A 21,304-nucleotide genomic window follows, 5' to 3' on the forward strand; every position below is an offset into this window, starting at 1 on the left:
GCCGCACTGAATTATAGTAAGTCTAATACCCTGGCCCGCCGCCGGCCACTCCGACACAGTGCAACCTCGCCAAGCCGTTGCGATCAGGCGATCCCGTTCGGCCCATCCAGCACCCGGCGAATCTTGCGCGCCAGATCGTTGGGGATATAGGGCTTGGATATCACCTCGAACTCCGAGCCGCCGATATCGGTGCGCTCCAGCGAGTTTTCGGCGTAGCCGGTGGTGAGCAGGATCTTCATCCCCGGGTGCAGGCGTTTCACCTCCCGCGCCAGCATCACGCCATTCATGCCGCCCGGCATGATCAGGTCGGTGAACAGGAGGTCGAACGGCTGCTCGCTTTCGCGCAGCACCCTCAGCGCCTCACTGGCATTGAAGGTGATCTGCGCGGTGTAGCCATAGTCTTCCATTACCAGCTTGGCCAGTTCGGCGACATCCGGGCGGTCTTCCACCACCAGGATGCGCTCCGTACCACTGCGGCGGTCCGAACGCTGCTCCGCTTGCTGATGGGTGACGAGGCTGTCATCCACCGGGAAATACAGGCGCAGCGTGGTACCGACGTCTTCTTCCGAATAAATGCGTACCGTACCGCCGGATTGCTTGGCGAAGCCATAGACCATCGACAGACCCAGCCCCGAGCCCTTGCCTTCTTCCTTGGTGGTGAAGAAGGGGTCCATCACCCGGTCGCGGATGCTGGCGGGCATGCCATGACCGTTGTCGGTGATCGCCAGGCTGACATAGCGACCGGGCATCAGGCCGTCGTAGGACATGTTCGCCAGTTCGCGCACCTCGACGTTGCGCGTCTCGATGCCCACGCTGGGCTGCGGGCGATCGGCCAGGGCATCCCGGGCATTGATCAGGATATTGAGCAGCGCCACTTCGGCCTGGGTCGGATCGATGCGGCAATTCCACAGTTCGGGTTCCAGCCGGGTGCGGATTTCCACGTCGCCCAGGGTCCGCTCCGCCAACTCGTGGGAGGTGCGGATCAGGTTGTTCAGATTGAGCACCCGGCCTTCGAGCTTCTGCTTGCGCGAAAAGGCCAGCAGCTGCTGGGTGAGGGTACTGGCCCGTTCCGCCGCCGACTTGGCATGGGTGGCGCTGCGGACGATGCGCTCCTGGTCGAAGCTGGGCTTTTCCGCGGTGCGCTGGATGATGTCGATATAGCCCATCATCACCTGCAGCAGGTTGTTGAAGTCGTGGGCGATACCACCGGTGAGCTGGCCGAGCGCCTCCATCTTCTGCGCCTGGCGCAGGGCATCCTCGGCGTCGCGCCGCCGGCTGACATCCAGCTGGGACGCGAAGTAATAGGTCAGCTCGCCCGCATCGTTGTACACCGGCGAGACGAACAGCGCGTTCCAGAAGGTCGAGCCGTCCTTGCGATAGTTGATGATCTCCACCGAGATCTCGCGTTCCTGCTCCACCGCCTCGCGGATCTGGGCGACCACCGAGCGATCGGTCTCCGGCCCCTGCAGGAAACGGCAGTTGCGTCCCAGCAGTTCGTCCACCCCGTAACCGGTCATGTCGGTAAAGGCATTGTTGGCAAACAGGATCGGGTTGTCCGGCTGATTGGGGTCGGTGATCAGCATCGGCATCCGCGTGGTTTCCACGGCGGCGAAGAAGATGTTCTTGCCCTCGTGCGAAACATCGCTCGTCGCGGAATTGTCGACCCGCGCCTTGCGGGGTGGGTGCTTCTGGCTCACGGAGGCGGAATCCTTGGCAGGCAAAATTGGGCGTCTTGGCCCTCAGACAGCCAAGCGGCGAGAAAACTTCATCCGCACCCCTCACGAGGCGGTCTGGCATCGCCCTTTTAGGAGCTGAAAGCCAAGCGTGGCGCGGCTTTGGCGGCCATTTGCCAGTGTACCGCTCACCTGCCTCAGGTGACCGTTAGGTAGGTTTCGGGAGAACCTCTTCAGCCTTCGCTGTCTGACCTGCCATGAAGCCGAGAAGCCTTGAAATACAAAGACAAATTCTTGTTCTGGAAGATGATGCGGGCCAGCGCGAGCTGCTGACCGAAATTCTCACCGAACAGGGCTTGGATGTCGTGGCGGTCGCTTCCAGTGACGAGGCCTTGGCGCACATGGACACCCGTGGCAGCGATACCAAGATGGTCATCGCCGATGTCAACGTACCGGGCATGCTGGATGGCCTGGCCTTCGCCCAGCTTGCCGCCGTGAGCTGGCCGACGATCCCCTTCATCATCATCTCCGGCTACATCGACCAGGATCTCGCCATCCTGCCGCGCCGGGCGGCCTTCCTGCCCAAGCCCTGGAGCGTGGCCGACCTCAGCCAACTGGTCGAGAGCCTGCTGCCGCGTCGCTAGGGGCCTGCTTCAAGGGTGGCGCAACCTGCCCGAGCCGGCCTGCCATCCTGGTCTAGTTACGCCTCCTTTCGTCCCCCGAATAGACGCGCTCGTCGGCAGTACCCCGTTTCAACTGGCCAAATGATATGACGTCCGTCGGCATGCCTGTTTTACAGGGAACCAAAAGCGCTGAACGCTATCAATGTGCCATCTATTCCCGACTGGCAAGGAGCGCTTCATGGACGCAGTCATCACCCAGATTTCTCAGATCACCGATTGGGAATTTCTCATTGCGCTGGAGCGCAGCCTGGAAAGCCGCGGTCGCCTCGACCTGGCCGCACGCGAAGCCCTCGAACGCCAGGGCAGGCTGCTTTCGCGCCGCTACCTGATGCAGAAGGGCAAGCTCGGCAACGGCCCCTTCACCCCGGTGGAAAACGAGATCCTCGACGTCCTGGCCACGGCCACGGCCGCCCTGCGCCGCAGTCGGCGCCTGCCCCATAACATCGTCAAGACCCTGCGTGCCGGTGGCCTGATCGAGGCGGTCGAACGCAACGTCTGCCACGCCGGCGCCCTGCAGTGCCGCACCGACTTCGAAGCCGACGGCATTCCCCGCGGGACCCTGGAGCGCATCGTCGATCGCAATCCCCAGGCCTTCGGACTGGAAGCCCGCCGCGCCGCCGCGCGCTACATCGCCGAGCAGGAACCGGCCTTCCGCGCTGCCGGCTGAGCCTCGCCATGGCCGCCTGCGGGCGGCCATGGCAATTCAAGAGCAGGCTGATCGCCGTCCTGACCCCGTGCTACCGTTTCCAAGCTCCCAGCCGAAACGAGCCCTGTCATGGCCCTCGCCGATAACCTGCTGGCCTTCACCCTGGCCGCGTCCCTGCTCACCGTCACCCCAGGCCTCGATACCGCGCTGATCCTGCGCACCGCCGCCGTCGAAGGACGCGCCCAGGCCTGGCGTGCGGCCCTGGGGATCAACGCGGGCTGCCTGCTCTGGGGCGCCGCCGTAGCCTTCGGCCTGGGCGCGCTGCTGGCGGTCTCGGAACTGGCCTATACGCTGCTGAAGTATTGTGGGGCCGCCTACCTCTGCTGGCTCGGCCTCAACCTGCTGCTGCGCCCTCGTACGGCCCTCATGCCAACGGCAGGCGAGGGTGGCACAGCCTCCAACTGGTTCGTGAAAGGCATGTTGGGCAATATCCTCAATCCCAAGGTCGGTATCTTCTACGTGTCCTTCCTGCCCCAATTCATTCCCCAGGGCCAACCCCTGATCGCTTGGACCTTCGGCCTGGTCGCCATCCATGTGGCGCTGGGGCTGCTCTGGTCCCTGACCCTGATCGGCGCCACCCGCACCCTGGGCGAGGCCCTGCGCAAGGCCGCGGTGATCCGCTGGCTGGATCGGATGACGGGCGTGGTCTTCCTGCTGTTCGCCGCAAAGCTGGCGCTGAGTCGGCGGTAGAGAGGGGGAGGGGCGCTTCCGAGAGGACGTCAAAGCCAGACGCCAGAAACGACAAAGCCCGCATTTGGCGGGCCTTGGGGTGCAAGTGCGCAGGTGGATGCCCCTTTTAGCCAAGGCAGCGCCCGCCTCCAGGCATCGACGTACCAGCCAACGACTCGATGATCCTGCATTCCGCTATGGTCCCGCCGTGGCAGCACGCCAACAGCCGCTGCAATTCGCTCTCCAGGGCTTGCAGATCGGCAAGCCGCTGCCGCACCTGCCGCACCTGCCGCAGGTGTTCTGCCACGAGGCTATCCACGGCAGCGCAAGGCGCCTGCTGCCGATCCGCCAGGCCGAGTAGCTCCCGGACTTCATCTAGGCTGAAGCCCAGCATGCGGGCACGTCTGACGAAGAGCAGCCGATCCCGTTCGGTCGGGCCGTACAGCCGGTAGCCGGACGCAGAGCGCGTCGAGGACGGCAGCAAGCCTTCCTTTTCGTAGTAGCGGATGGTGACGGTCTTGGTATCCGTGGCCTTGGCCAGCTGACCGATGGTGTACGTAGGAGCGTTCATGGCCTTGACCTTATAGCGACTATAACCTTCAGCCTAGGGCAAATCCTGAGTGTTGCCGAGAGAGTGCCGTGGACAGTTGCTGCGAAGACAAGGCCAGCGAGCTGGCTCAGCTGCGAGGTCGCCAAAGTCGCGTGCTCTACAGTGTGCTGGCGATCAATGCGGCGATGTTTCTGGTGGAGTTCGCGGCCGGTTGGCTGGCCGGCTCGACGGCGCTGCTCGGGGATTCCCTGGACATGTTCGGCGATGCCTCGGTCTATGCGCTGACGCTGTTCGTGCTGCATCGAAGTGATAGAGCCCGCGCTGGTGCTGCCCTGGTGAAAGGCGGCTTCATGCTGCTGTTCGGCGTGCTGGTGATCACGGACGCCGTGCGCAAGGTGATCCTGCAGGAGGTGCCCCAGGCCGACTGGATGGGCACGGTCGGACTCGTCGCACTGCTCGCCAATACCTACTGCTTCTATCTGCTGTACAGCCATCGCGCGGACGATCTGAACATGAGGTCCACCTGGATCTGTTCACGGAACGATCTGGTCGCCAATACCAGCGTGGTGCTGGCTGCCATCCTGGTGGCTGTCACTGGCAGCCTCTGGCCAGACGTCCTGGTCGGTCTGGCCATCGCCGCGCTGTTCCTGCACTCGGCCTGGCAGGTCAGTCGTGAAGCCTACCGCGCGTGGCGTATTGCTTCGGAAGGACAGGGAGTGCCAGTGCAGGAGCTGCAAGCCGCTCCGATGCAAGCGCCGCCGGTGCCTTCCTGCGGCGGCGGTAAGACGCCAGCGGTCATCGTTGAGCCTGGCCAGCGCGCTCCGGCTGCTTCGTGCTGCGCCGCTGACAGCAAGGGGGCTCTTGAAGCCGTGGAAAAGCCAGGCCGCCCGTAGGCGGTCTGTCGCTGTGCAGGCAGGGGCGGACAAGGCGATCTCGTCGCCCCCTTGGGGCGCGGACAATCCACCGCCGAGACGTCCGCTTCTCGGTTTGGCATGCCGGAGAACAAGACGAGTGCCTGCCGGAGCAGTCATGCAGGAGAGAAAAGAGGCGAGCATCGCCAGAGCAAATAGCTAAACGTCAGAAACAACAAAGCCCGCACTGGGCGGGCTTTGGGGTGATCCTTGCGGATCAGATTGGTCGGAGCGACTGGATTCGAACCAGCGACCTTCTCGTCCCGAACGAGACGCGCTACCAAGCTGCGCTACGCTCCGTAATGGATGGCGCGCATTCTACCTAAAACTCATGCAAGCACAAGGGGTTAGGTAAAAAAATCGCGCCGGGCAGGAATCAGAGCTCCTTGATGGTGCGAACCTGGTCCTTGTTGATGCGGGTCGGCTTGCCGTCGAGCTGCTTGAACGTATAGAAACCCGAGTCGTCATCGTACTTCGGCGTGTCGGTGGCCTGGATCTCGCGGCCATCGTTCAGGGTGATGACGCTGGGGGTGGAGCAGCCGGCGAGCAGGGCGCTGGCGACGACCAGCAGGGCGGCGGGGAGCAGGTGCTTGTTCATATGACGGTCTCCTTTCTTGGCAACCAAGCGGGCTTAGGACCGCGGGTGCGGAGCCGAGTTCGTCCCGGAACCGCTGGGTCACGCCCTCTGGCCTGGTGGATCGCCGGGTTCAGACCCCGTTTTCCAGGGCCGCGGGATCGTTGAAATTGGCCAGGCGAACATCGTCTTCGGCGAACTCCACGGCAGTCAGGCCCAGGGGCAGCAGGGCGCCCCGCGGACTGCGTTCGCCGTCCGCCCAGGCCTGGCGCAAGGCCGGCAACAGGCGCCGGGGCAGGGCGCTGAACAGCGGTTGCCAGTAGCCACCCTGACGCGCCATCACCGGGCCCGCGCTCGCCTGGGCCGCAGCGAGCAGCTGCAGGACGAGGGCGGCATCGATTCGCGGTGCATCGCAGGGCAGCAGCAGCACCCAGTCATGCCGCGCCACGGCGAGCCCGGCGAGGATGCCGGCCAGGGGACCGGGAAAGTCCGGTTGCTCATCGGCCACCAGCTGGTCAGCCCACAGGGCATAACGCGGCGCATTGCGGTTGCAGGAGATGACCAGATCATCGGTCAGTGCCCGCACCGCGGCCTGCACCTGGGCCACCAGCGGCTGGCCCTGCCATTCCACCAGGCCCTTGTCGCGCCCACCCATACGCTGACCGCGACCGCCGGCCAGAATGAGGATGGAGGAGGGCAGCAGTGGCATGCAGGAGGCCTCGGGCTTGCGGACGCGGGAAACGGGTGTCCATCCTAGCCCGGTTTCACCGCTGGCGGCTGACCAGAGCAGGCTTTATCCGGGCGGGACGGCTGGGCTAGACTCGAGCGCGTCCCGTGCAAAGGGGCGTGCTAGACACCTTTGATTCCTGCCGCGCGGTGGCGGGGAGTCCCTGCCCAGAGGGAGTTTGCAAACGATGAAGACGATGCTGCTTTCCGCTTTGGCCCTGGCTGCCTTGCCCGCCTTTGGCGCCGGCGGTGGTGAACCCCCTGCGATCAAGGTCACCTTTGGCCAGCCGACCGTCCGGCAGAAGCTGTTCTACGAGAAGCTCTACGAGAAGAAGCCCTATCCCGACGCCACCCTCTATTACTACAGCAATGGCGTCTACAAGATCATCTCGCCCGGCGAAGAGCACTATGGCGTCTACGTGGTGCACGGCAAGCTGACCGACGACAAGTACCAGGTGGATTTCATCTCCCTGCCCTCCGCGGACTGGGGCGGCAAGACGGCCCGGCATTTCCTCACGTTCGATCGCAAGGCCGGCACCTTCACCCAGCAGGCGACCTGGGAGGAGGACCCGAACATCGCTCCGCAATACGGTCGCTTCAGTCAGGATGCCAACGACATCGCCGATCCGCGTCCCATCAAGTGGGAGACTCACGCCGAAGGCGAGCAACGCCAGCGCTAGGTCACGCCAGCGGCGCCCTCTCGGTTGAAGGGGCGTCGGCTTTTCCTCTAGGCTGTGACGATGCAGCCTTTTCGGACCTTCACGTCGACCGGGGTCGATAGCGACCCTAAATGTCGGAGCGGCCACCTTCCGGTCGCTGCCAGTCCAATGCTCACCCCCTTCGGGAAACCCGCTGCCCGTCCAGCGGTCTTCCGCTGCACCCTTTCCTTCGCACTCTTCGGAAATCCAACCAGATGAGCCACAAAGCCGAGGCGGTTTTCGTACCGCTGAACATCGCTGTCCTGACGGTCAGCGACACCCGCACCTTCGAGACCGATACCTCGGGTCAGCTGTTCGTCGACCGCCTGGAGGCTGCCGGCCATTTCCTCGCCGACCGGGTGCTGCTCAAGGATGACCTCTACAAGATCCGCGCCCAGGTGGCCCACTGGATCGCCGAAGACCAGGTGCAGGTGGTGCTGATCACCGGCGGGACCGGCTTCACCGGGCGCGATAGCACCCCGGAGGCCGTCGCCTGCCTGCTGGACAAGCAGGTGGATGGCTTCGGCGAACTGTTCCGCCAGATCTCCGTGGCCGACATCGGCACCTCCACCGTGCAGTCCCGGGCGCTGGCCGGCCTCGCCAATGGCACCCTGGTCTGCTGCCTGCCGGGTTCGACCAACGCCTGCCGTACCGCCTGGGACGGCATCCTCGCCGAACAGCTGGACAATCGTCATCGCCCCTGCAACTTCGTGCCGCATCTCAAGCAGGCCGAGCCCTGCGGGCAGCGCGGATGAGCCTGCTGGCGCTGGAAGAGGCCCTGGCCCGGCTGCTGGCCCTGGCGGCCGAAGACGGTCCCTTGCCCCATGAGCAGGTGGCCCTGGAAAACGCCGACGGGCGTATCCTGGCCGCGCCCCTGGTAGCCGACCTGGATCTCCCGCCGTGGGACAACAGTGCCATGGACGGCTATGCCCTGCGCCTGGACGACTGGCAGGGCGAGCCGCTGCGGGTCTCCCAGCGCATCTTCGCCGGCCAGGCACCGGCGCCCCTGGAGCCGGGCACCTGTGCGCGCATCTTCACCGGCGCGCCCGTTCCGGCGGGTGCCGACTGCGTGGAGATGCAGGAGAACACCGAGGTGCTGGATGACGGTCGGGTGCGCTTCGTCGAGCAGCTGCGACCGGGGCGCAACATCCGTCGCCGCGGCAACGAAGTCCGGGTGGGTGACGAGGTGCTGTCGGCCGGTACCGCTCTGGGGCCGGCGGAGCTGGGAGTCGCCGCGTCCCTCGGGCGTGCCCAGCTGAACGTCTTTCGCCGCCTCAAGGTCGCGGTACTGTCCACCGGCGATGAACTCGTGGCGCCCGGACAGCCGCTCGGTCCGGGGCAGATCTACAACAGCAATCGCGCCCTGCTCATCAGCTGGCTGCGGCGGCTGGGTTGCGAGGTGTCGGACCAGGGCATCCTGCCGGATGATCTCGCCGAGACGCGCAGGCGGCTGGGCGCGCTGCAGGCCGATCTGATCCTTTCCACGGGCGGTGTCTCCGTGGGTGAGGCCGACTATCTGGGCCAGGCCCTGCGCGAAGAAGGCGAGCTGACCCTGTGGAAGCTGGCGCTCAAGCCGGGCAAGCCGCTCACCTGCGGACGCTTTCGTGGCATTCCGCTGATCGGCCTGCCGGGCAATCCGGCGTCCACCCTGGTGACCTTCGGCCTGCTGGCACGGCCCTATCTGCTGCGCCGGGCCGGCAAGATCGACGTGGCACCGCTGAGCGTCGAGGTGCCGGCGGGGTTCGACTGGCCGCGTGCCGGTGCGCGCCGCGAATACCAGCGGGCGCGGCTGGAAGATGGCCGGGCGGTACCCCATCGCAACCAGGGCTCCAATGTGCTGCAGACGGCGGCCTGGGCCCATGGCCTGGTGGAGATCCGTGAGGATCGTACCTTCGCCGTCGGTGATCCGGTGCGCTTCATCCCGTTGGCCGAATTGCTCAAGGCCTAGCCAACCGGCAGTCAGGACTGAACGTGGCCATTGGGCCACAGTCCTAGTCTCCAGATTCGCTCGCCGGGCGCTGCCCGGTACCTGGCGCGGCATCTCGCCGCGCAGAGCCAACCTTGGACGACAGACATGACGACGACAGGCACCCTGGCTGACGCAGCCCTGGTCATTCTCAATGGCAAGGAAACCGGTAACGAGGACGTTCGGGAGGCCATTCTCGAACGGCGTGCCGCCGGTCATCGCATCGATGTGCGGGTGACCTGGGAAGAAGACGATGCCGCGCGCTTCGTCGAGCAGGCGACCCGTGAAGGCTATGGCACCCTGGTGGCGGCCGGTGGCGACGGCACCCTGCGCGCCGTGGCCGAAGCCATGGCGCAGAATAACAGCCAGGCACGCCTAGGCTTGCTGCCGCTGGGGACCGCCAACGACTTTGCCAACGCCGCCGGGGTACCCCTGGAGCCCGCTGCGGCCCTGGCGCTGCTGGATGGCCCGACCAGCACCATCGACCTGGTCGAAGCGGACGGTCAGCTGTTCCTCAACATGGCTACCGGCGGCTTCGGTTCCCAGGTCACGGCCAATACCCCCGGCGAACTCAAGCGCCTGCTGGGTGGTGCGGCCTACTTCCTCACCGGCCTGACCCGTTTCGCCGAGGTGCATTCGGCCCATGGTCGCTTCCGCGGTCCCGGTTTCGAGTGGGAAGGCGAATTCCTCGCCTTGGGCATCGGCAACGGTCGCCAGGCCGGCGGTGGCCATGTGCTCTGTCCCACCGCCGTGGTCAATGATGGCCTGCTCGACGTGGGTATCCTGCCGGCGTCCCAGGACGTGCTCGGCACCCTGGGCGAATTCCTCAGCAAGGGCTTCAGCACCGAAGAGATGTTTATCCGCGCGCGGCTGCCCTGGGTGGAGCTGGAAGCCGCCGAAGGTCTGGACATGAACCTCGACGGTGAACCGGTCAAGCGAGACCGGGTGAGATTCGAGGTGCGTCCGGGTATCCTGCAGGTCTGTCTACCGGTGGATTCGCCCCTGCTGGGCGCGACCGCCGGCTCCCTGGCCGAACCGGCGGCGACGTCCTAAGAAGGTGTTCACGATCTCGCGAGCTAGAGTCAAACAAGGCGAAAAGGCCTGAGGAAGCGGAGTTTACGAGTTGTAAATGAGCATTCCGACGGGGCTGGCCCTCCAGGGCCTCTTCAACGCAGTTTGGCCGACGCGCAGCAGATCGTGAGCAGCTTCTGATCAGGTGGCTGCGGAGGTTACGTTGGAAATACTGATCAATGCGGGAATCGTGCTGGCCACCGTGGCGGGCATGGAAGCCTTCGCCTGGTGGTCGCACAAGTACATCATGCACGGCTGGGGATGGGGCTGGCATGAGTCCCACCACCGCGCCCGGACGGGCTGGTTCGAGAAGAACGATCTCTATGCCGTCGTCTTCGCCGGCCTTGCCATCCTGCTGATCGCCCTGGGCAATACCGGCTACTGGCGCCTGCAGTGGATAGGGGCCGGCATGACCCTCTACGGCCTGCTGTACTTCATCGCCCACGATGGCCTGGTGCATCAGCGCTGGCCCTTCCGCTACATCCCGCGCACCGGCTATCTGAAACGGCTCTATCAGGCGCATCGCATGCACCATGCGGTGGACGGCAAGGACGGCTGCGTGTCCTTCGGTTTCCTGTTGGCACCGACCACCCAGCAGCTCAAGCAGCAGTTGCGCGAGATACACGGCGGCGCCCTGGATTCCTCACGCGAACGCAAGGCCCGGGATCAGGCACCGGAAGAAGTGGACTAGGCGGGAGCGGAAGCGCCTCCAAGGAGGCGCTAGACGGGATCAGGCGATAGCGGGAGTGTCGTCGTAGGCAGCGAACAGTGAATGAGCGTACTGGCTGCGCTCGCTCTCGTTGCGCAGCAGATCGATGAACTCCTTGGCCGGCGGGTTCAGGGTGCCCGCTTCGGCGGCGGTGACCACCTGGGCCTGTTCACCAGCCGCCAGTTCGGCGAAACCGGCACCCAGCCGCTCGGTGCAGTAGCTGTTCACCACGGCCAGGCCGTCACGCAGCAGATCGCGCAGATTGGCACCCTGCTGGACCTGGGCCTGCTCGTCGAAGGGATCGACGATGTTGGAACGGTCGCCGTGGGCGTAGGGAGTCAGCATGTGGCGATCGATGAATTCGGGCAGGCGGGTATCGGCCTGTTCGCTATCGGCCTGCAGGTGCGCGCAAAGGGCGACCAGGGTACGCCACTGGATGGCGTTGAAGAATTCGGGCTTGTAACCGGACTGCGCGTTAGCGGAAAGGCCAAGGGCAAGTAGTGACGAGGAGGCAGCGAAGCGATCGTGTGAAACAGCCGTTTCCGTCTTGTGCATGTGCAAATCCCATACTCGTAGGCTGACTACCGGATGCAGCGCTCTGGCTCAGACATCCATCCATCCGCGGCCCGCGAGGGGTCGCTTTAATCCGACCCGTTTATCGCATAAAAGTTTGCTGTTGGGCATCCCCGAGATGCACGCAAATGTGACCGGGGCGCGATCACTGGCGTCAGCGCCGCGGTCGGGTCCAGAGCTCGGTCGGGCGTGGCTCGTCGCGCTGGTGACGGGAGAGCATGGCGCGCGCGGCGCCGCGGCAGACCAGGCGCAGCTTGTCGGCGGTGCTGGTGCTGACGCGCTGGTCCCAGGCATGGCTGCCCAGTTGCAGCACCTGGACGCCGATCTCGCGGTAGACGCCACGGGCGGTGGCGATGGCCCAGGCCGAGCGCAGGGGCAGGGCGGCGATGCCCTGGCGTGCCGAGTCATAGTAGGGCTCGGCCAGGCGCACCAGCCGCTCGGCCAGTTGGGCGACCGCTTCGCGATGGCGCGGCTCCGCCAGTTCACCCGCCGGCACGCCGACTTCGTCGAGCCACAGGCGTGGCAGGTAGATGCGCCCGATACGGGCGTCCTCGACGATGTCGCGGGCGATGTTGGTGAGCTGGAAGGCCATGCCCAGGTCGCAGGCGCGATCCAGGGTTTCCTCGTCTTCGGCGCCCATGATGCGCGCCATCATCACCCCGACCACCCCGGCGACGTGGTAGCAGTACTCCAGGGTGTCTTCGAGTTCCACATAGATGCGTTCCTCGACATCCATGCGAAAGCCGGCGAGGTGATCCAGCGGCAGCGCCAGGGGAATGCCATGGCGCCTGACCACCCGCTGGAAGGCGGCGAAGGCCGGATCCTGCAGCAGCTCATCGCCGTAGGCGGCGCGGGTCAGGCGTTCCAGTTCGGCCAGGCGTTCGCGCCCGGCGCGGCGATCGCCGTCGACCTGGCCATGGCCCAGTTCCTGGCCATCGATGACGTCGTCGCAATGGCGGCACCAGGCATAGAGCAGCACGGCGCTCTCGCGGGTCTCGGGAGCGAACAGCTTGGCGGCTGCGGCAAAGCTCTTGGAACCGACGGCGATGCTCTGCTCGGCGTGGTCGACGACGTCATGGGTGGCTGGCATGGCTAACCGTGCTCCTCGAGGATGACGCTGGCGGTGGCCTTGGCCGAGCCGACCACGCCCGGGACGCCGGCCCCGGGATGGGTGCCCGCGCCGACCAGGTAGAGGTTTGGGATGACACTATCGCGATTGTGCGGCCGGAACCAGGCGCTCTGGGTGAGGATGGGCTCCAGGGAGAAGGCCGAGCCAAGGTGGGCATTGAGCTCCTGGCGGAAATCGGCCGGGGTGAAGATGCGCGAGGTGACCAGATGCTCGCGCAGGCCGGGCATGTAGCGCTCTTCCAGGTAGGCGAGGATCTTGTCGCGCAGGCGCGGACCCTCCACGCTCCAGTCGACGTCGGCATTGCCCAGGTGCGGCACCGGTGCCAGCACGTAGTGGGAACTGTGCCCGGGCGGTGCCAGCGACGGATCGGTGACGCAGGGCGAGTGCAGGTAGAGCGAGAAGTCGTCCGGTACGCCCGGGCCCTTGAACAGTTCGTCGATCAGGCCGCGATAGCGCTGGCCGAAGCAGACCATGTGGTGTTCGAGGCCCACCGGCGGCTGGCTCAGGCCGAAGTGGATGACGAACAGCGACATGCTGTGTCGCTTGCGCTTGAGGCGGTTGCTCTCGACCACGCCATGGGTGTGGTGACCGAGCAGCTTGCGATAGGTATGCACCACGTCGGCGTTGGAGGCCACCAGGTCCGCCTCGAGCTGGCTGCCATCGGCCAGGCAGACGCCGGTGGCCCTGTTGCCTTCGGTGAGGATGCGCTCCACCGGCGTGTTCAGGCGCACTTCGCCGCCGAGGTCGGTAAAGAGCTTCAGCAGGCCCAGGACCAGCTGATGGGTGCCACCCTTGGCGAACCAGACGCCCCACTTGCGCTCCAGCGCATGGATCAGCGCATAGATGGAGGAGGTGGCGAAGGGATTGCCGCCCACCAGCAGGGTGTGGAAGGACAGCGTCTGGCGCAGTTTCTCGCTCTTCACGAAGCGCGACACCTGGGTGTAGACGCTGCGCCAGGCCGTGAGCTTGGCCAGCTTGGGACCCGCGGCGAGCATGTCGCCGACCTTGAGGAAGGGCTTGGCGCCGAGACGGATGTAGCCTTCTTCGAACACCGCCTGGGAATAGGCCAGGAAGCGCTGGTAGCCGGCCACGTCGTCCGGCTCCAGGGCGCGGATCTGCTCGTCCAGCCGGGCCTGGTCGTTGACGTAGTCGAAGCGGGTGCCGTCTTCCCAGCACAGCTGGTAGAAGGGGCTGACCGGCAAGAGCTCCACATAGTCGCTCATCTGCCGGCCGCTCAGGGCGAACAGCTCTTCCAGCGCCGAGGGATCGGTGAGGACGGTGGGGCCGGCGTCGAAGGTGAAGCCCGCCTCCTCATAGACGTAGGCACGGCCGCCGGGCTTGTCGCGGCCCTCGATGAGGGTGGTGGCGATGCCGGCCGACTGCAGGCGGATCGCCAGGGCGATACCGCCGAAGCCGGCGCCGATGACGATGGCCCGCTTGGGCCCGTTACCTTGGGTCATGGTGCTTCCTTGGACTGAGGGGGACGAGCCAGCGCGGCATCCAGGGCTGGTTTCAGCGGCACCGGCGGTTTGCCGGAGAGGATGCGCAGCCGATCGAAGGCGGTGAGGCGGCCGGCGTAGAAACGCTGGATCAGCGGTTCGCCGAGGCCGTAGAACCTTTGCATGACGCGCACCCGGTGCTCGGGGCGGCCAGCGAGAAACAGCATGCGATTGAGCAGGCGAAAGAAGCCCTGTTGCTGCCAGCGTCCCTGGGCGTACTGCCGCAGGGAGTCGCGCAGCCTGGCGCTGGAGGTCAAGGGTTGCGCGGCCAGGTGCTCCGCCAGGCGCACCGCCTCCGGCAACGAGTAACCGGTGGTGGGGTGGAACAGCCCCGCGGCCAGGCCAATGGGCGCGCCGGCGCTGACGTTGTCCCAATAGCGGTCGAGATCGCCGCCCAGGATGATGGGCAGCACGCCCTGTTCCTCGCGCAGCACCTCGGCGATTTCCCAGCCCTGCTGTCGGGCATAGTCGGCCAGGTGCTGGCGCAGGCGTTCCGCGGGAAGGCTTTCGCCGTCCGCATAGTAGGTGTCTTCGATCAGCAGCCGGTCGGGTGTCAGTGGCAGGCTGTAGACGAACCGATAGCCGTCCAGCTGATCGACGGTGGCGTCCATCACGATGGGTTCGGCCAGGCCATGGGGGCGAACCAGGCGCACCTCCTGGCCGAGGAATTTCTGATAGCCGAGCCAGAGCGCCGGATCGGGTCGCGGGCCGCGGGCGTCGATCACCGCGCCGGCGGCCAGGGTGTAGCCGTCGGCGAACACCACGCCATCGTCCTGCAGGCGCAGCACCTCGCGGCCCAGCAGCAGGCGCTCGGCCGGCAGCCGAGCGCTCAATACCTCATGGAAGCGTTCGGCGCTGATGCTGGCATAGCCGCTGCCGAGGTGCCGCTGGCGCGTGGGGAAGCGCACCTCGTAGCCCGGCCAGCGATGGGCGACCAGGGGCTCGATCCAGGCATGCTGCGGCGCGGTGAGGTCCGGCTCGTGAAAGGACCAGGTGTGGTTGCCGCCCAGCCGCGGACCGGCTTCCACTAGGCGCCAGTCCAGCTCCGGACGGGTTTCCGCCAGGCGCAGAGCGAGCAGGCCGCCGGCCAGGCCGCCGCCGACGATCAGCAGGTCAGGACGCACGTTCGAGTCCTTGTCGGGCCAGGCCGTCCACCAGGCGGGCGGCAGCCGCGACACCGCCGGCCGCCTGGGTAATGGGCACGAAGCGTTCGGCCGCCCGGCGATAGGCCGGGTCGGCCAGCACGGCGCCCAGGGCCTGGGTCAGGCGGGCCTTGCTGGCCAGGCGCGGTGCCAGGCAGATGCCGGCGCCGACCCGTTCCAGGCGGCGGGCGATACCCGGCTGGTCGAACACCATGGGCAGGGCGAGCATGGGTTTGCCAGCCGCCAGGGCGTCCAGCACGGTATTGAAGCCGCCGTGGGTGATGACCGCGTCGGCGCGGGCGATGGCCGCCTCCTGGGGCGCGAAGTCGGTCACCCAGGTGGCGCCGTCGTCGAGCAAACGGCGTTCGGCATCGGCATCCAGACGTCCGCAGTGGGCGATCAGCACCTGGACGCCGAGTTGGCGACAGGCCTGGGCGATGCGGCGGAACAGCGGTAGCCGGCCACCCTGCAGGGTGCCGAAGGAGGCGAAGACGAAGGGCTGGCGCGGATCGATCTCCAGTTCCAGCCGTTGCTCACGCACTGCCGGCGAACGCAGCGGCCCGACCTCGTGAAAGTGCGGCGGCGGGGCATGACGTGGAAAGTCGAAGCCCGGCAGGCATTGGCTCAACTGCAGATACGGCGAGAAGCAGTCGTCGAGGGTCCGTCGCTCGCCGAGGCCGAAGGCCTGGGCCTGGCGCTGGATGACCTTGCCCTGGCCGCGCATCATCAGGTCGAATACCTGGGTAGCGCCCTGGACGATCTGCCGCTCCCGCTCGGTGCCAGGATAGGCGAAGGGCAGGGTGGGCAGCGGCAGGTGGGGCTCGCGATTCATCGGCACGGCGCAGGCCAGCGATGCATAGGGCAGGCCCAGGTGGTCGCCGAGCAATCCACCGGCCGGTTCCATCTGGTCGGCGATCAGGCAGTCGACCCTGAGGTCACGCAGGACGGTCGGGCCTTCGCGACAGAACAGTTCGGTATTGCGCGCCATGTCGGCGATCACTCCGAATACCGACCAGGGCTTGCTGCTGGCGGTACGCGCCAGCAGGGGCGCCAGGCTGCCACGTGGATGGCTGGTCGCGCCCAGGGCCTGGAACTGGATGCCTGCCGGCAGCGCCCGATCGCCCACTTCCACCTGGTGCAGCAGGGTGACCCGGTGGCCGAGTGCGACCAGCGCCTCGCCCAGCACCAGATGGGTGGACAGGTGGCTCGGCAGCGGCGGCGAGATCAGGGCGACATGCATGGCGGCGTCCGGTCGGGTGTCGGCCACTATGGGCACCGCCGCGGCGCGGCGTCCAGCAGCTCGGCCTGGCGCAAGCCGGCCAGATCCGCCGAGCCGGTACAGAAGCAGGCGATGCGCAGCTGTTCGATCACCACCCGGAAATGCGCGATCACCGCCTCGGTGGATTCAGTGGCGCCAGGCAGGGCCGCAGCGGCCTGGCCGGCCAGGTCCGCACCAAGGCGGATGGCCTTGGCCACGTCGATACCGTCGCGGATGCCGCCCGAGGCGATCACCGTCGCCCGGGGGCAGGCGGCGCGCACCTGGCGCAGGCTCTCGGCGGTGGGGATGCCCCAGTCGGTGAAGGCGCGGGCGATGGCGCGCTGCTGCTCGTCACGGGCGCGTTCGGCTTCCACCGCCGCCCAACTGGTGCCACCGGCTCCGGCGACATCCAGCACCGCCACGCCAGCCTCCAGCAGTTGCGTGGCGACCCGGCCCGACAGGCCGGCGCCGACTTCCTTGACGACCACTGGCACGGACAGTTGTGTAACCAGATTTTCCAGGGCTGCCAGAATGCCGCGCCAGCGGCGATCGCCACCGGCCTGCACGGCTTCCTGCAAGGGATTGAGATGCACGATCAGGGCGTCTGCCTCGATCATCTCCACCGCGCGCCGGGCCTCGTCGAGGCCGTAGCCGGCCACCAGCTGCGCGGCGCCGAAATTGGCCAGCAGCGGCACGTCCGGCGCCAGGCGGCGCAATTCGCCGGTCAGGCCCTGATCGCCACCCTGCTGCAGGGCGATGCGCTGGGAGCCGACCGCCAGGGCGATGCCCAGGGTCTGGGCCGCCTCGGCGAGGTGGCGATTGATCAGCGCGGCCCGCTCTGGCCCGCCGGTCATGGAGCTGATCAGCAGCGGCGCGGCCAGGGGACGACCGAACAGGCGGGTGCCCAGGTCGATCTCGTCGAGATTGAGCTCGGGCAGGGCGCAGTGCGTGAAGCGATAGGCGTCGAAGCCCGTGGTGACGGCGCTACGGGCCTTGTGGGGATCCAGCACGATGTCCAGATGATCGTTCTTGCGGCTTGCCAGTTCCCAATCCACCATGTCTTCTAGAGTCCGCCCTGAATGACCTTTCGTCGGTCGTTGTGGTCTGGTAGGGGACGACGGGTTCGCTTTGCGAAGACCTAATCCACCGAGGTGCGACCGTTCGTCGGTTCCACATATGGAGTATCTCGACTCATGGCGACCGTATTAGTGCCGAACGCGACAGACAATTTTGCCGCTTCGCTGCAATGGCAGCGTACCCGTATCGACGAGCGTCTGGCAGAGCTATTGCCGGCCGGGACCGATCCGGTCGCCGCCGCCATCCGCAGTGGGGTCATGGCCCCGGGCAAGCGGTTGCGTCCGCTGCTGATGGTGCTGGCCGCCGAGGATCTGGGTCAGTCCGACGAAGCCGTCCTCGATCTGGGCTGCGCCGTGGAAATGGTCCATGCCGCCTCGCTGTTCCTCGATGACATGCCCTGCATGGACGATGCCCGTCTGCGTCGCGGTCGGCCGACGCTGCACGTCGAATTCGGCGAAGACGTCGCCATGCTGGCCGCGGTGGCCCTGCTCAGTCATGCCCTGCGCCTGGTCGCGGGCCTCTCCGGCGTACCGGCGGAAACCCGTACCCAGATGGTCTGTCAACTGGCCGATGCGGTCGGCACCGCCGGTCTGGTCTGCGGCCAGTACCATGACCTGCACGGCGGTCGCCAGACGCGTCCGGCCGATGCCATCGCCCTGACCAACCAGCTCAAGACCGGTGCGCTGTTCTCCGCGGCCATGGGCATGGCCAGTGTCACCCTGGTCACCACCGCCACGCAGCGCGAAGCCTTCCAGGTGTTCGCCTGCCAGCTCGGCCTGGCCTTCCAGTTGCTCGACGATCTGGACGACAGCAAGGGCCTGGGCAAGGACGCCGGCAAGGATGGCGACAAGTCCACGCTGGTCAGCCTGCTCGGCCGCGATCATGCTCAACGCCAGTTACAAAGTCACCTCAGGCAGGCCCGCGAGGCTCTGGCCCAGGCCGATTGCGCCGAGGGCGCTCTGGCCGCCCTGCTGGATATCGTCTTTCGTCCACGTTAGGGCGAATTACTGGGCATACGGCCCTCTAATCTCTCGATAACCCTGTTTCCGTGTGAGGAGTCCTGAGATGTCGAAGTGGAAAATTGCTTATAGCAACGTTGACGGCAATACCTCGGTGGTCACCACCGACGCTGACCAAAAGCCGGACATGGAGCGGGTCGCCCAGATCGTCCGTGACGATGCCCTGGAAGAGTACGACGATAGTGAGGTGCCACGGGACTACGACGAACCCACGGTGGCCCTGCTGGAGCGCCACGGTATCACCATCACCGGGATCACCGAAGAAGGCTGATCTCCCGGGTATCTGGCTCTAGCGCAGGGGCCAGATACCGCCATCCCCCACCACGAAGATCCGCCGCGCCGGGTCGGGTGCCAGCAGATGCCCGCCGGTGAAATCGCCGAAGGCCGGCAGGATCAGCACCTCGTCATTTTCCAGGCAGAAGCAGGGCAGGCGCAGCGCCTGGCGCCCACGGCCCTGCAGGCGAAAGGCCGGATGGATATGCCCGGCCAACACCGGCAGTCGCGGGTGCGGATTGGGTTCGTGCTGCAACGACAGGCCATCCAGCTCCAGCGGTTCGCCCACCACGTCGATGCCCAGGGCGGTGGGCGGATCTCCCGCCCGGCGATCGTGGTTGCCGCGGATCAACAGCAGCCGCAGATGGGCCTGGTGTTCCCGCCAGCGCTCCAGGGTGTCCAGGGTCAGGGGCGCGCGGGACTCCGGGGCGTGCAGGAAGTCACCGAGAAAGATGATCTCCTGGCAGTCGTAGCGCGCCAGCAGGCTGTCCAGCCGGGCGATGTTGCCCGCAGTGGTGCCGTGGGGTACCGGTTGGCCCAGGGCCCGGAAGGCCGCCGCCTTGCCGAAATGGATGTCCGCCACCAGCAACGCCCGGCGTGCCGGCCAATAGATGGCCTTTTCCGCGAGCAGCCAGAGTTCGACATCGGCGAGGATGAGGGAGTGATAGGCAGGCATGGGGTCTCCGGAAAGCGCTTCCTGCTCTGATGGCGGCCAGGTGTCAGGGTTCAGCCCTGTTGCAGGGTAGGCCTGTTGGCTAGCGCCCGTTCCCTGGGTGAGAAGGGCGACCCTGACCCGAATTCTTCAGTGGAAAAGGCCAGGCCGTTTTCCACGCTGCGGGATACGCACCCGCGTAGGTTGGGTTGAGCGCAGCGAAGCCCAACAGCCCAATCCGGCATCGCCAACTCTGGGCTTCGAGCCAAACACAACCTATGGCCACCATTGAGCCAGGCCAGGTGCGCCGTCGCCGGCAGCCCGGTAAACTGGCGGTTCACTAGAGTCCGGAGCGACCCATGTCGACATCCTTCGCCCAGATGCTGGAAAACATCACCCCCGATATCTACGAGGGCCTGAAGCTGGCCGTGGAGATCGGCAAATGGCCGGACGGCCGCAAGCTCAGTCGCGACCAGGTCGAGCTCTGTCTTCAGGCAGTGATCGCCTACGAGGCCAAGCACCTGCCCGAAGACCAGCGGACCGGCTACATGGGTCCCCAGGAGTGCGCCTCCAAGTCGGTACCCATCGAGAACATCCTGTTCAAGTCCGACGCCATTCACTGATCGTCCGCGCCTTACCCGACGAGGTGCCCTTCGCCAGAAGAGGCACCTCGCGTCTTTATCAAAGCCCGCCCAACGTCTGCTGCGCGTCGGCCAAACGGCGTTGAAAAGGCCCTGGAGGGCCAGCCCCGTCGGAATGCTCATTTACCATTCGTAAACCCGAGCGCGGGTCCGATCCGCTTCCTCAGGCGTTTTCGTGGGGCCGCCTAGGCCTTGTTTGTCGCTAGCTCGCGAGACGTTGAGTGGGCTCTTAGAAATCGAGAAGCATCACCGTGATGACCGAATTGGGCCGTGGCGCCCTGCGCAAGATGGCCGTGACCCTGGCCGACCCCGTCAACTATGCCTTTCGCCTCGATGAGCGCGAGGTGCCGGTCAATCCGCTGATCGGCCGTCGCGTGCGGCTCGAGTACCTGGGCGCCATCCATTGCACCCATTGCGGACGCAAGACCCGCAAGAGCTTCAGCCAGGGCTACTGCTATCCCTGCTTCACCGCCCTGGCCCAGTGCGACAGCTGCATCGTCAGCCCCGAGAAGTGCCACTACGAGCACGGCACCTGCCGCCAGCCGGAGTGGGGCGAGGCCCACTGCATGGTGCCCCACATCGTCTACCTGGCCAATTCCTCGGGCCTCAAGGTCGGCATCACCCGCGCCACCCAGCTGCCCACCCGCTGGATCGACCAGGGCGCCTACCAGGCGCTGCCGATCCTGAGGGTCGCCACCCGCCAGCAATCCGGTCTGGTGGAAGATGTACTGCGCAGCCAGGTAGGGGATCGCACCAACTGGCGGGCCATGCTCAAGGGCGTGGCCGCGCCGGAAGACCTGGTCGCTGTGCGCGAGCGGATCTTCGATGCCTGCGCCCAGGGCCTGGACGATCTCCAGGGTCGCTTCGGCCTGCAGGCGATCCAGCCGGTGGTCGACATGGCGCCCATCGAGATCCATTATCCGGTCACGGTCTATCCCACCAAGGTGGTCAGCCACGACCTGGAAAAGACCCCCGTGGTGGAAGGCACGCTGCTGGGCATCAAGGGTCAATACCTGATGTTCGACACCGGCGTGATCAACATTCGCAAGTACACGGCCTATCAGCTGGCCGTGTCCGCCTCCGCAGCAGAGATGTAAGGACGTAA

General features: G+C 66.1%; 24 protein-coding genes and 1 tRNA gene. 13 read left to right on the forward strand and 12 right to left on the reverse strand.

What is annotated here, in order from left to right; translation table 11 throughout:
• Window positions 1-83 precede the first annotated feature (83 nt).
• Entirely contained in the window at window positions 84-1,697 is a 1,614-nt protein-coding gene (locus tag AABM56_RS08480; protein WP_187978936.1) for a histidine kinase famiy protein, read from the reverse strand.
• A 233-nt stretch (window positions 1,698-1,930) separates the two neighbouring features.
• Between AABM56_RS08480 and AABM56_RS08485 the strand changes: the two genes are divergently transcribed.
• The 3 genes from AABM56_RS08485 (at window position 1,931) to AABM56_RS08495 (ending at window position 3,752) form a co-directional block, all read left to right on the forward strand.
• Window positions 1,931-2,317, forward strand: a complete 387-nt coding sequence (locus AABM56_RS08485; protein WP_187978937.1) for a response regulator — start codon at window positions 1,931-1,933, stop codon at window positions 2,315-2,317.
• A gap of 217 nt (window positions 2,318-2,534) precedes the next feature.
• Window positions 2,535-3,023, forward strand: coding sequence for a hypothetical protein (locus AABM56_RS08490; RefSeq protein ID WP_133859468.1), 489 nt, complete (start codon window positions 2,535-2,537; stop codon window positions 3,021-3,023).
• A gap of 108 nt (window positions 3,024-3,131) precedes the next feature.
• A complete protein-coding gene (locus AABM56_RS08495) occupies window positions 3,132-3,752 on the forward strand; it encodes a LysE family translocator (protein WP_263258710.1) in 621 nt (206 codons plus the stop codon).
• Window positions 3,753-3,858: 106 nt separating this feature from the next.
• Here the strand turns inward: AABM56_RS08495 and AABM56_RS08500 are convergent, their stop codons facing one another.
• Entirely contained in the window at window positions 3,859-4,302 is a 444-nt protein-coding gene (locus tag AABM56_RS08500) for a helix-turn-helix domain-containing protein (RefSeq protein WP_347884010.1), read from the reverse strand.
• 68 nt (window positions 4,303-4,370) lie between these two features.
• Here AABM56_RS08500 and AABM56_RS08505 point away from each other — a divergent pair, with 68 nt between their 5' ends.
• Entirely contained in the window at window positions 4,371-5,174 is an 804-nt protein-coding gene (locus AABM56_RS08505; RefSeq protein ID WP_263258708.1) for a cation transporter, read from the forward strand.
• 241 nt (window positions 5,175-5,415) lie between these two features.
• On the opposite strand, the gene AABM56_RS08510 is transcribed toward AABM56_RS08505, so the two are convergent.
• The 3 genes from AABM56_RS08510 to mobA all read right to left on the reverse strand — a co-directional run bounded on the left by AABM56_RS08510 (window position 5,416) and on the right by mobA (window position 6,475).
• Window positions 5,416-5,492 (reverse strand) — tRNA-Pro (locus tag AABM56_RS08510).
• A 76-nt stretch (window positions 5,493-5,568) separates the two neighbouring features.
• On the reverse strand, window positions 5,569-5,790 hold the full coding sequence (locus tag AABM56_RS08515; protein WP_059314378.1) for a YgdI/YgdR family lipoprotein: 222 nt from the start codon (window positions 5,788-5,790) through the stop codon (window positions 5,569-5,571).
• A 109-nt stretch (window positions 5,791-5,899) separates the two neighbouring features.
• Window positions 5,900-6,475 (reverse strand): molybdenum cofactor guanylyltransferase MobA, encoded by a 576-nt coding sequence (gene mobA / locus AABM56_RS08520; RefSeq protein WP_263258707.1) that lies wholly within the window; start codon window positions 6,473-6,475, stop codon window positions 5,900-5,902.
• A gap of 205 nt (window positions 6,476-6,680) precedes the next feature.
• Here mobA and AABM56_RS08525 point away from each other — a divergent pair, with 205 nt between their 5' ends.
• The 5 genes from AABM56_RS08525 (at window position 6,681) to AABM56_RS08545 (ending at window position 10,918) form a co-directional block, all read left to right on the forward strand.
• Window positions 6,681-7,172, forward strand: a complete 492-nt coding sequence (locus AABM56_RS08525) for a hypothetical protein (protein ID WP_263258706.1) — start codon at window positions 6,681-6,683, stop codon at window positions 7,170-7,172.
• A 233-nt stretch (window positions 7,173-7,405) separates the two neighbouring features.
• Entirely contained in the window at window positions 7,406-7,945 is a 540-nt protein-coding gene (gene moaB, locus AABM56_RS08530) for a molybdenum cofactor biosynthesis protein B (protein WP_263258705.1), read from the forward strand.
• Entirely contained in the window at window positions 7,942-9,138 is a 1,197-nt protein-coding gene (glp, locus tag AABM56_RS08535) for a gephyrin-like molybdotransferase Glp (protein ID WP_263258704.1), read from the forward strand. Before moaB ends, glp begins: the two co-directional genes overlap by 4 nt.
• 126 nt (window positions 9,139-9,264) lie before the next feature.
• Window positions 9,265-10,209 (forward strand): lipid kinase YegS, encoded by a 945-nt coding sequence (gene yegS / locus AABM56_RS08540; protein WP_263258703.1) that lies wholly within the window; start codon window positions 9,265-9,267, stop codon window positions 10,207-10,209.
• Window positions 10,210-10,438: 229 nt separating this feature from the next.
• A complete protein-coding gene (locus AABM56_RS08545; RefSeq protein ID WP_347884121.1) occupies window positions 10,439-10,918 on the forward strand; it encodes a sterol desaturase family protein in 480 nt (159 codons plus the stop codon).
• Between the two features lie 39 nt (window positions 10,919-10,957).
• Here AABM56_RS08545 and AABM56_RS08550 read toward each other — a convergent pair whose 3' ends face one another.
• The 6 genes from AABM56_RS08550 to fni form a co-directional block, all read right to left on the reverse strand.
• Entirely contained in the window at window positions 10,958-11,491 is a 534-nt protein-coding gene (locus AABM56_RS08550) for a gluconate 2-dehydrogenase subunit 3 family protein (protein WP_187978946.1), read from the reverse strand.
• 172 nt (window positions 11,492-11,663) lie between these two features.
• Window positions 11,664-12,599: a phytoene/squalene synthase family protein gene (locus AABM56_RS08555; protein WP_263258702.1), complete on the reverse strand. Its 936-nt coding sequence runs from the start codon at window positions 12,597-12,599 to the stop codon at window positions 11,664-11,666.
• A 2-nt stretch (window positions 12,600-12,601) separates the two neighbouring features.
• The gene (locus AABM56_RS08560) at window positions 12,602-14,098 is read right to left on the reverse strand and encodes a phytoene desaturase (RefSeq protein WP_263258701.1); all 1,497 of its coding nucleotides are present in this window, start codon (window positions 14,096-14,098) and stop codon (window positions 12,602-12,604) included.
• A complete protein-coding gene (gene crtY, locus AABM56_RS08565) occupies window positions 14,095-15,261 on the reverse strand; it encodes a lycopene beta-cyclase CrtY (protein ID WP_263258700.1) in 1,167 nt (388 codons plus the stop codon). The genes AABM56_RS08560 and crtY overlap by 4 nt, the downstream gene beginning before the upstream one ends.
• Window positions 15,251-16,546: a glycosyltransferase gene (locus AABM56_RS08570; protein ID WP_133859454.1), complete on the reverse strand. Its 1,296-nt coding sequence runs from the start codon at window positions 16,544-16,546 to the stop codon at window positions 15,251-15,253. Before AABM56_RS08570 ends, crtY begins: the two co-directional genes overlap by 11 nt.
• Entirely contained in the window at window positions 16,546-17,595 is a 1,050-nt protein-coding gene (gene fni, locus AABM56_RS08575) for a type 2 isopentenyl-diphosphate Delta-isomerase (RefSeq protein ID WP_133859453.1), read from the reverse strand. Before fni ends, AABM56_RS08570 begins: the two co-directional genes overlap by 1 nt.
• A 135-nt stretch (window positions 17,596-17,730) precedes the next feature.
• Here fni and AABM56_RS08580 point away from each other — a divergent pair, with 135 nt between their 5' ends.
• On the forward strand, window positions 17,731-18,612 hold the full coding sequence (locus tag AABM56_RS08580) for a polyprenyl synthetase family protein (RefSeq protein ID WP_133859452.1): 882 nt from the start codon (window positions 17,731-17,733) through the stop codon (window positions 18,610-18,612).
• 67 nt (window positions 18,613-18,679) lie between these two features.
• The gene (locus tag AABM56_RS08585) at window positions 18,680-18,904 is read left to right on the forward strand and encodes a hypothetical protein (RefSeq protein WP_027602825.1); all 225 of its coding nucleotides are present in this window, start codon (window positions 18,680-18,682) and stop codon (window positions 18,902-18,904) included.
• An 18-nt stretch (window positions 18,905-18,922) separates the two neighbouring features.
• On the opposite strand, the gene pdeM is transcribed toward AABM56_RS08585, so the two are convergent.
• Window positions 18,923-19,582, reverse strand: coding sequence for a ligase-associated DNA damage response endonuclease PdeM (gene pdeM, locus AABM56_RS08590; RefSeq protein WP_133859451.1), 660 nt, complete (start codon window positions 19,580-19,582; stop codon window positions 18,923-18,925).
• Window positions 19,583-19,917: 335 nt separating this feature from the next.
• On the opposite strand from pdeM, the gene AABM56_RS08595 reads away from it, so the two are divergent.
• Window positions 19,918-20,181, forward strand: a complete 264-nt coding sequence (locus AABM56_RS08595) for a YeaC family protein (protein ID WP_007162881.1) — start codon at window positions 19,918-19,920, stop codon at window positions 20,179-20,181.
• Between the two features lie 272 nt (window positions 20,182-20,453).
• On the forward strand, window positions 20,454-21,296 hold the full coding sequence (locus AABM56_RS08600) for a DUF2797 domain-containing protein (protein WP_133859983.1): 843 nt from the start codon (window positions 20,454-20,456) through the stop codon (window positions 21,294-21,296).
• Window positions 21,297-21,304: the final 8 nt, after the last annotated feature.

The sequence above is a fragment of the Pseudomonas aestiva genome (assembly GCF_039908605.1).
Lineage (GTDB): Bacteria > Pseudomonadota > Gammaproteobacteria > Pseudomonadales > Pseudomonadaceae > Chryseomonas > Chryseomonas aestiva.

Bases quoted from the DNA above. Each gene is read 5' to 3' on its own strand.
- AABM56_RS08485 (WP_187978937.1), top strand. From the start codon at position 1,931: ATGAAGCCGAGAAGCCTTGAAATACAAAGACAAATTCTTGTTCTGGAA.
- AABM56_RS08490 (WP_133859468.1), top strand. From the start codon at position 2,535: ATGGACGCAGTCATCACCCAGATTTCTCAGATCACCGATTGGGAATTT.
- AABM56_RS08495 (WP_263258710.1), top strand. From the start codon at position 3,132: ATGGCCCTCGCCGATAACCTGCTGGCCTTCACCCTGGCCGCGTCCCTG.
- AABM56_RS08500 (WP_347884010.1), bottom strand. From the start codon at position 4,302: ATGAACGCTCCTACGTACACCATCGGTCAGCTGGCCAAGGCCACGGAT.
- AABM56_RS08515 (WP_059314378.1), bottom strand. From the start codon at position 5,790: ATGAACAAGCACCTGCTCCCCGCCGCCCTGCTGGTCGTCGCCAGCGCC.
- mobA (WP_263258707.1), bottom strand. From the start codon at position 6,475: ATGCCACTGCTGCCCTCCTCCATCCTCATTCTGGCCGGCGGTCGCGGT.
- AABM56_RS08525 (WP_263258706.1), top strand. From the start codon at position 6,681: ATGAAGACGATGCTGCTTTCCGCTTTGGCCCTGGCTGCCTTGCCCGCC.
- moaB (WP_263258705.1), top strand. From the start codon at position 7,406: ATGAGCCACAAAGCCGAGGCGGTTTTCGTACCGCTGAACATCGCTGTC.
- glp (WP_263258704.1), top strand. From the start codon at position 7,942: ATGAGCCTGCTGGCGCTGGAAGAGGCCCTGGCCCGGCTGCTGGCCCTG.
- yegS (WP_263258703.1), top strand. From the start codon at position 9,265: ATGACGACGACAGGCACCCTGGCTGACGCAGCCCTGGTCATTCTCAAT.
- AABM56_RS08545 (WP_347884121.1), top strand. From the start codon at position 10,439: ATGGAAGCCTTCGCCTGGTGGTCGCACAAGTACATCATGCACGGCTGG.
- AABM56_RS08550 (WP_187978946.1), bottom strand. From the start codon at position 11,491: ATGCACAAGACGGAAACGGCTGTTTCACACGATCGCTTCGCTGCCTCC.
- AABM56_RS08555 (WP_263258702.1), bottom strand. From the start codon at position 12,599: ATGCCAGCCACCCATGACGTCGTCGACCACGCCGAGCAGAGCATCGCC.
- AABM56_RS08560 (WP_263258701.1), bottom strand. From the start codon at position 14,098: ATGACCCAAGGTAACGGGCCCAAGCGGGCCATCGTCATCGGCGCCGGC.
- fni (WP_133859453.1), bottom strand. From the start codon at position 17,595: ATGGTGGATTGGGAACTGGCAAGCCGCAAGAACGATCATCTGGACATC.
- AABM56_RS08580 (WP_133859452.1), top strand. From the start codon at position 17,731: ATGGCGACCGTATTAGTGCCGAACGCGACAGACAATTTTGCCGCTTCG.
- AABM56_RS08585 (WP_027602825.1), top strand. From the start codon at position 18,680: ATGTCGAAGTGGAAAATTGCTTATAGCAACGTTGACGGCAATACCTCG.
- pdeM (WP_133859451.1), bottom strand. From the start codon at position 19,582: ATGCCTGCCTATCACTCCCTCATCCTCGCCGATGTCGAACTCTGGCTG.
- AABM56_RS08595 (WP_007162881.1), top strand. From the start codon at position 19,918: ATGTCGACATCCTTCGCCCAGATGCTGGAAAACATCACCCCCGATATC.
- AABM56_RS08600 (WP_133859983.1), top strand. From the start codon at position 20,454: ATGACCGAATTGGGCCGTGGCGCCCTGCGCAAGATGGCCGTGACCCTG.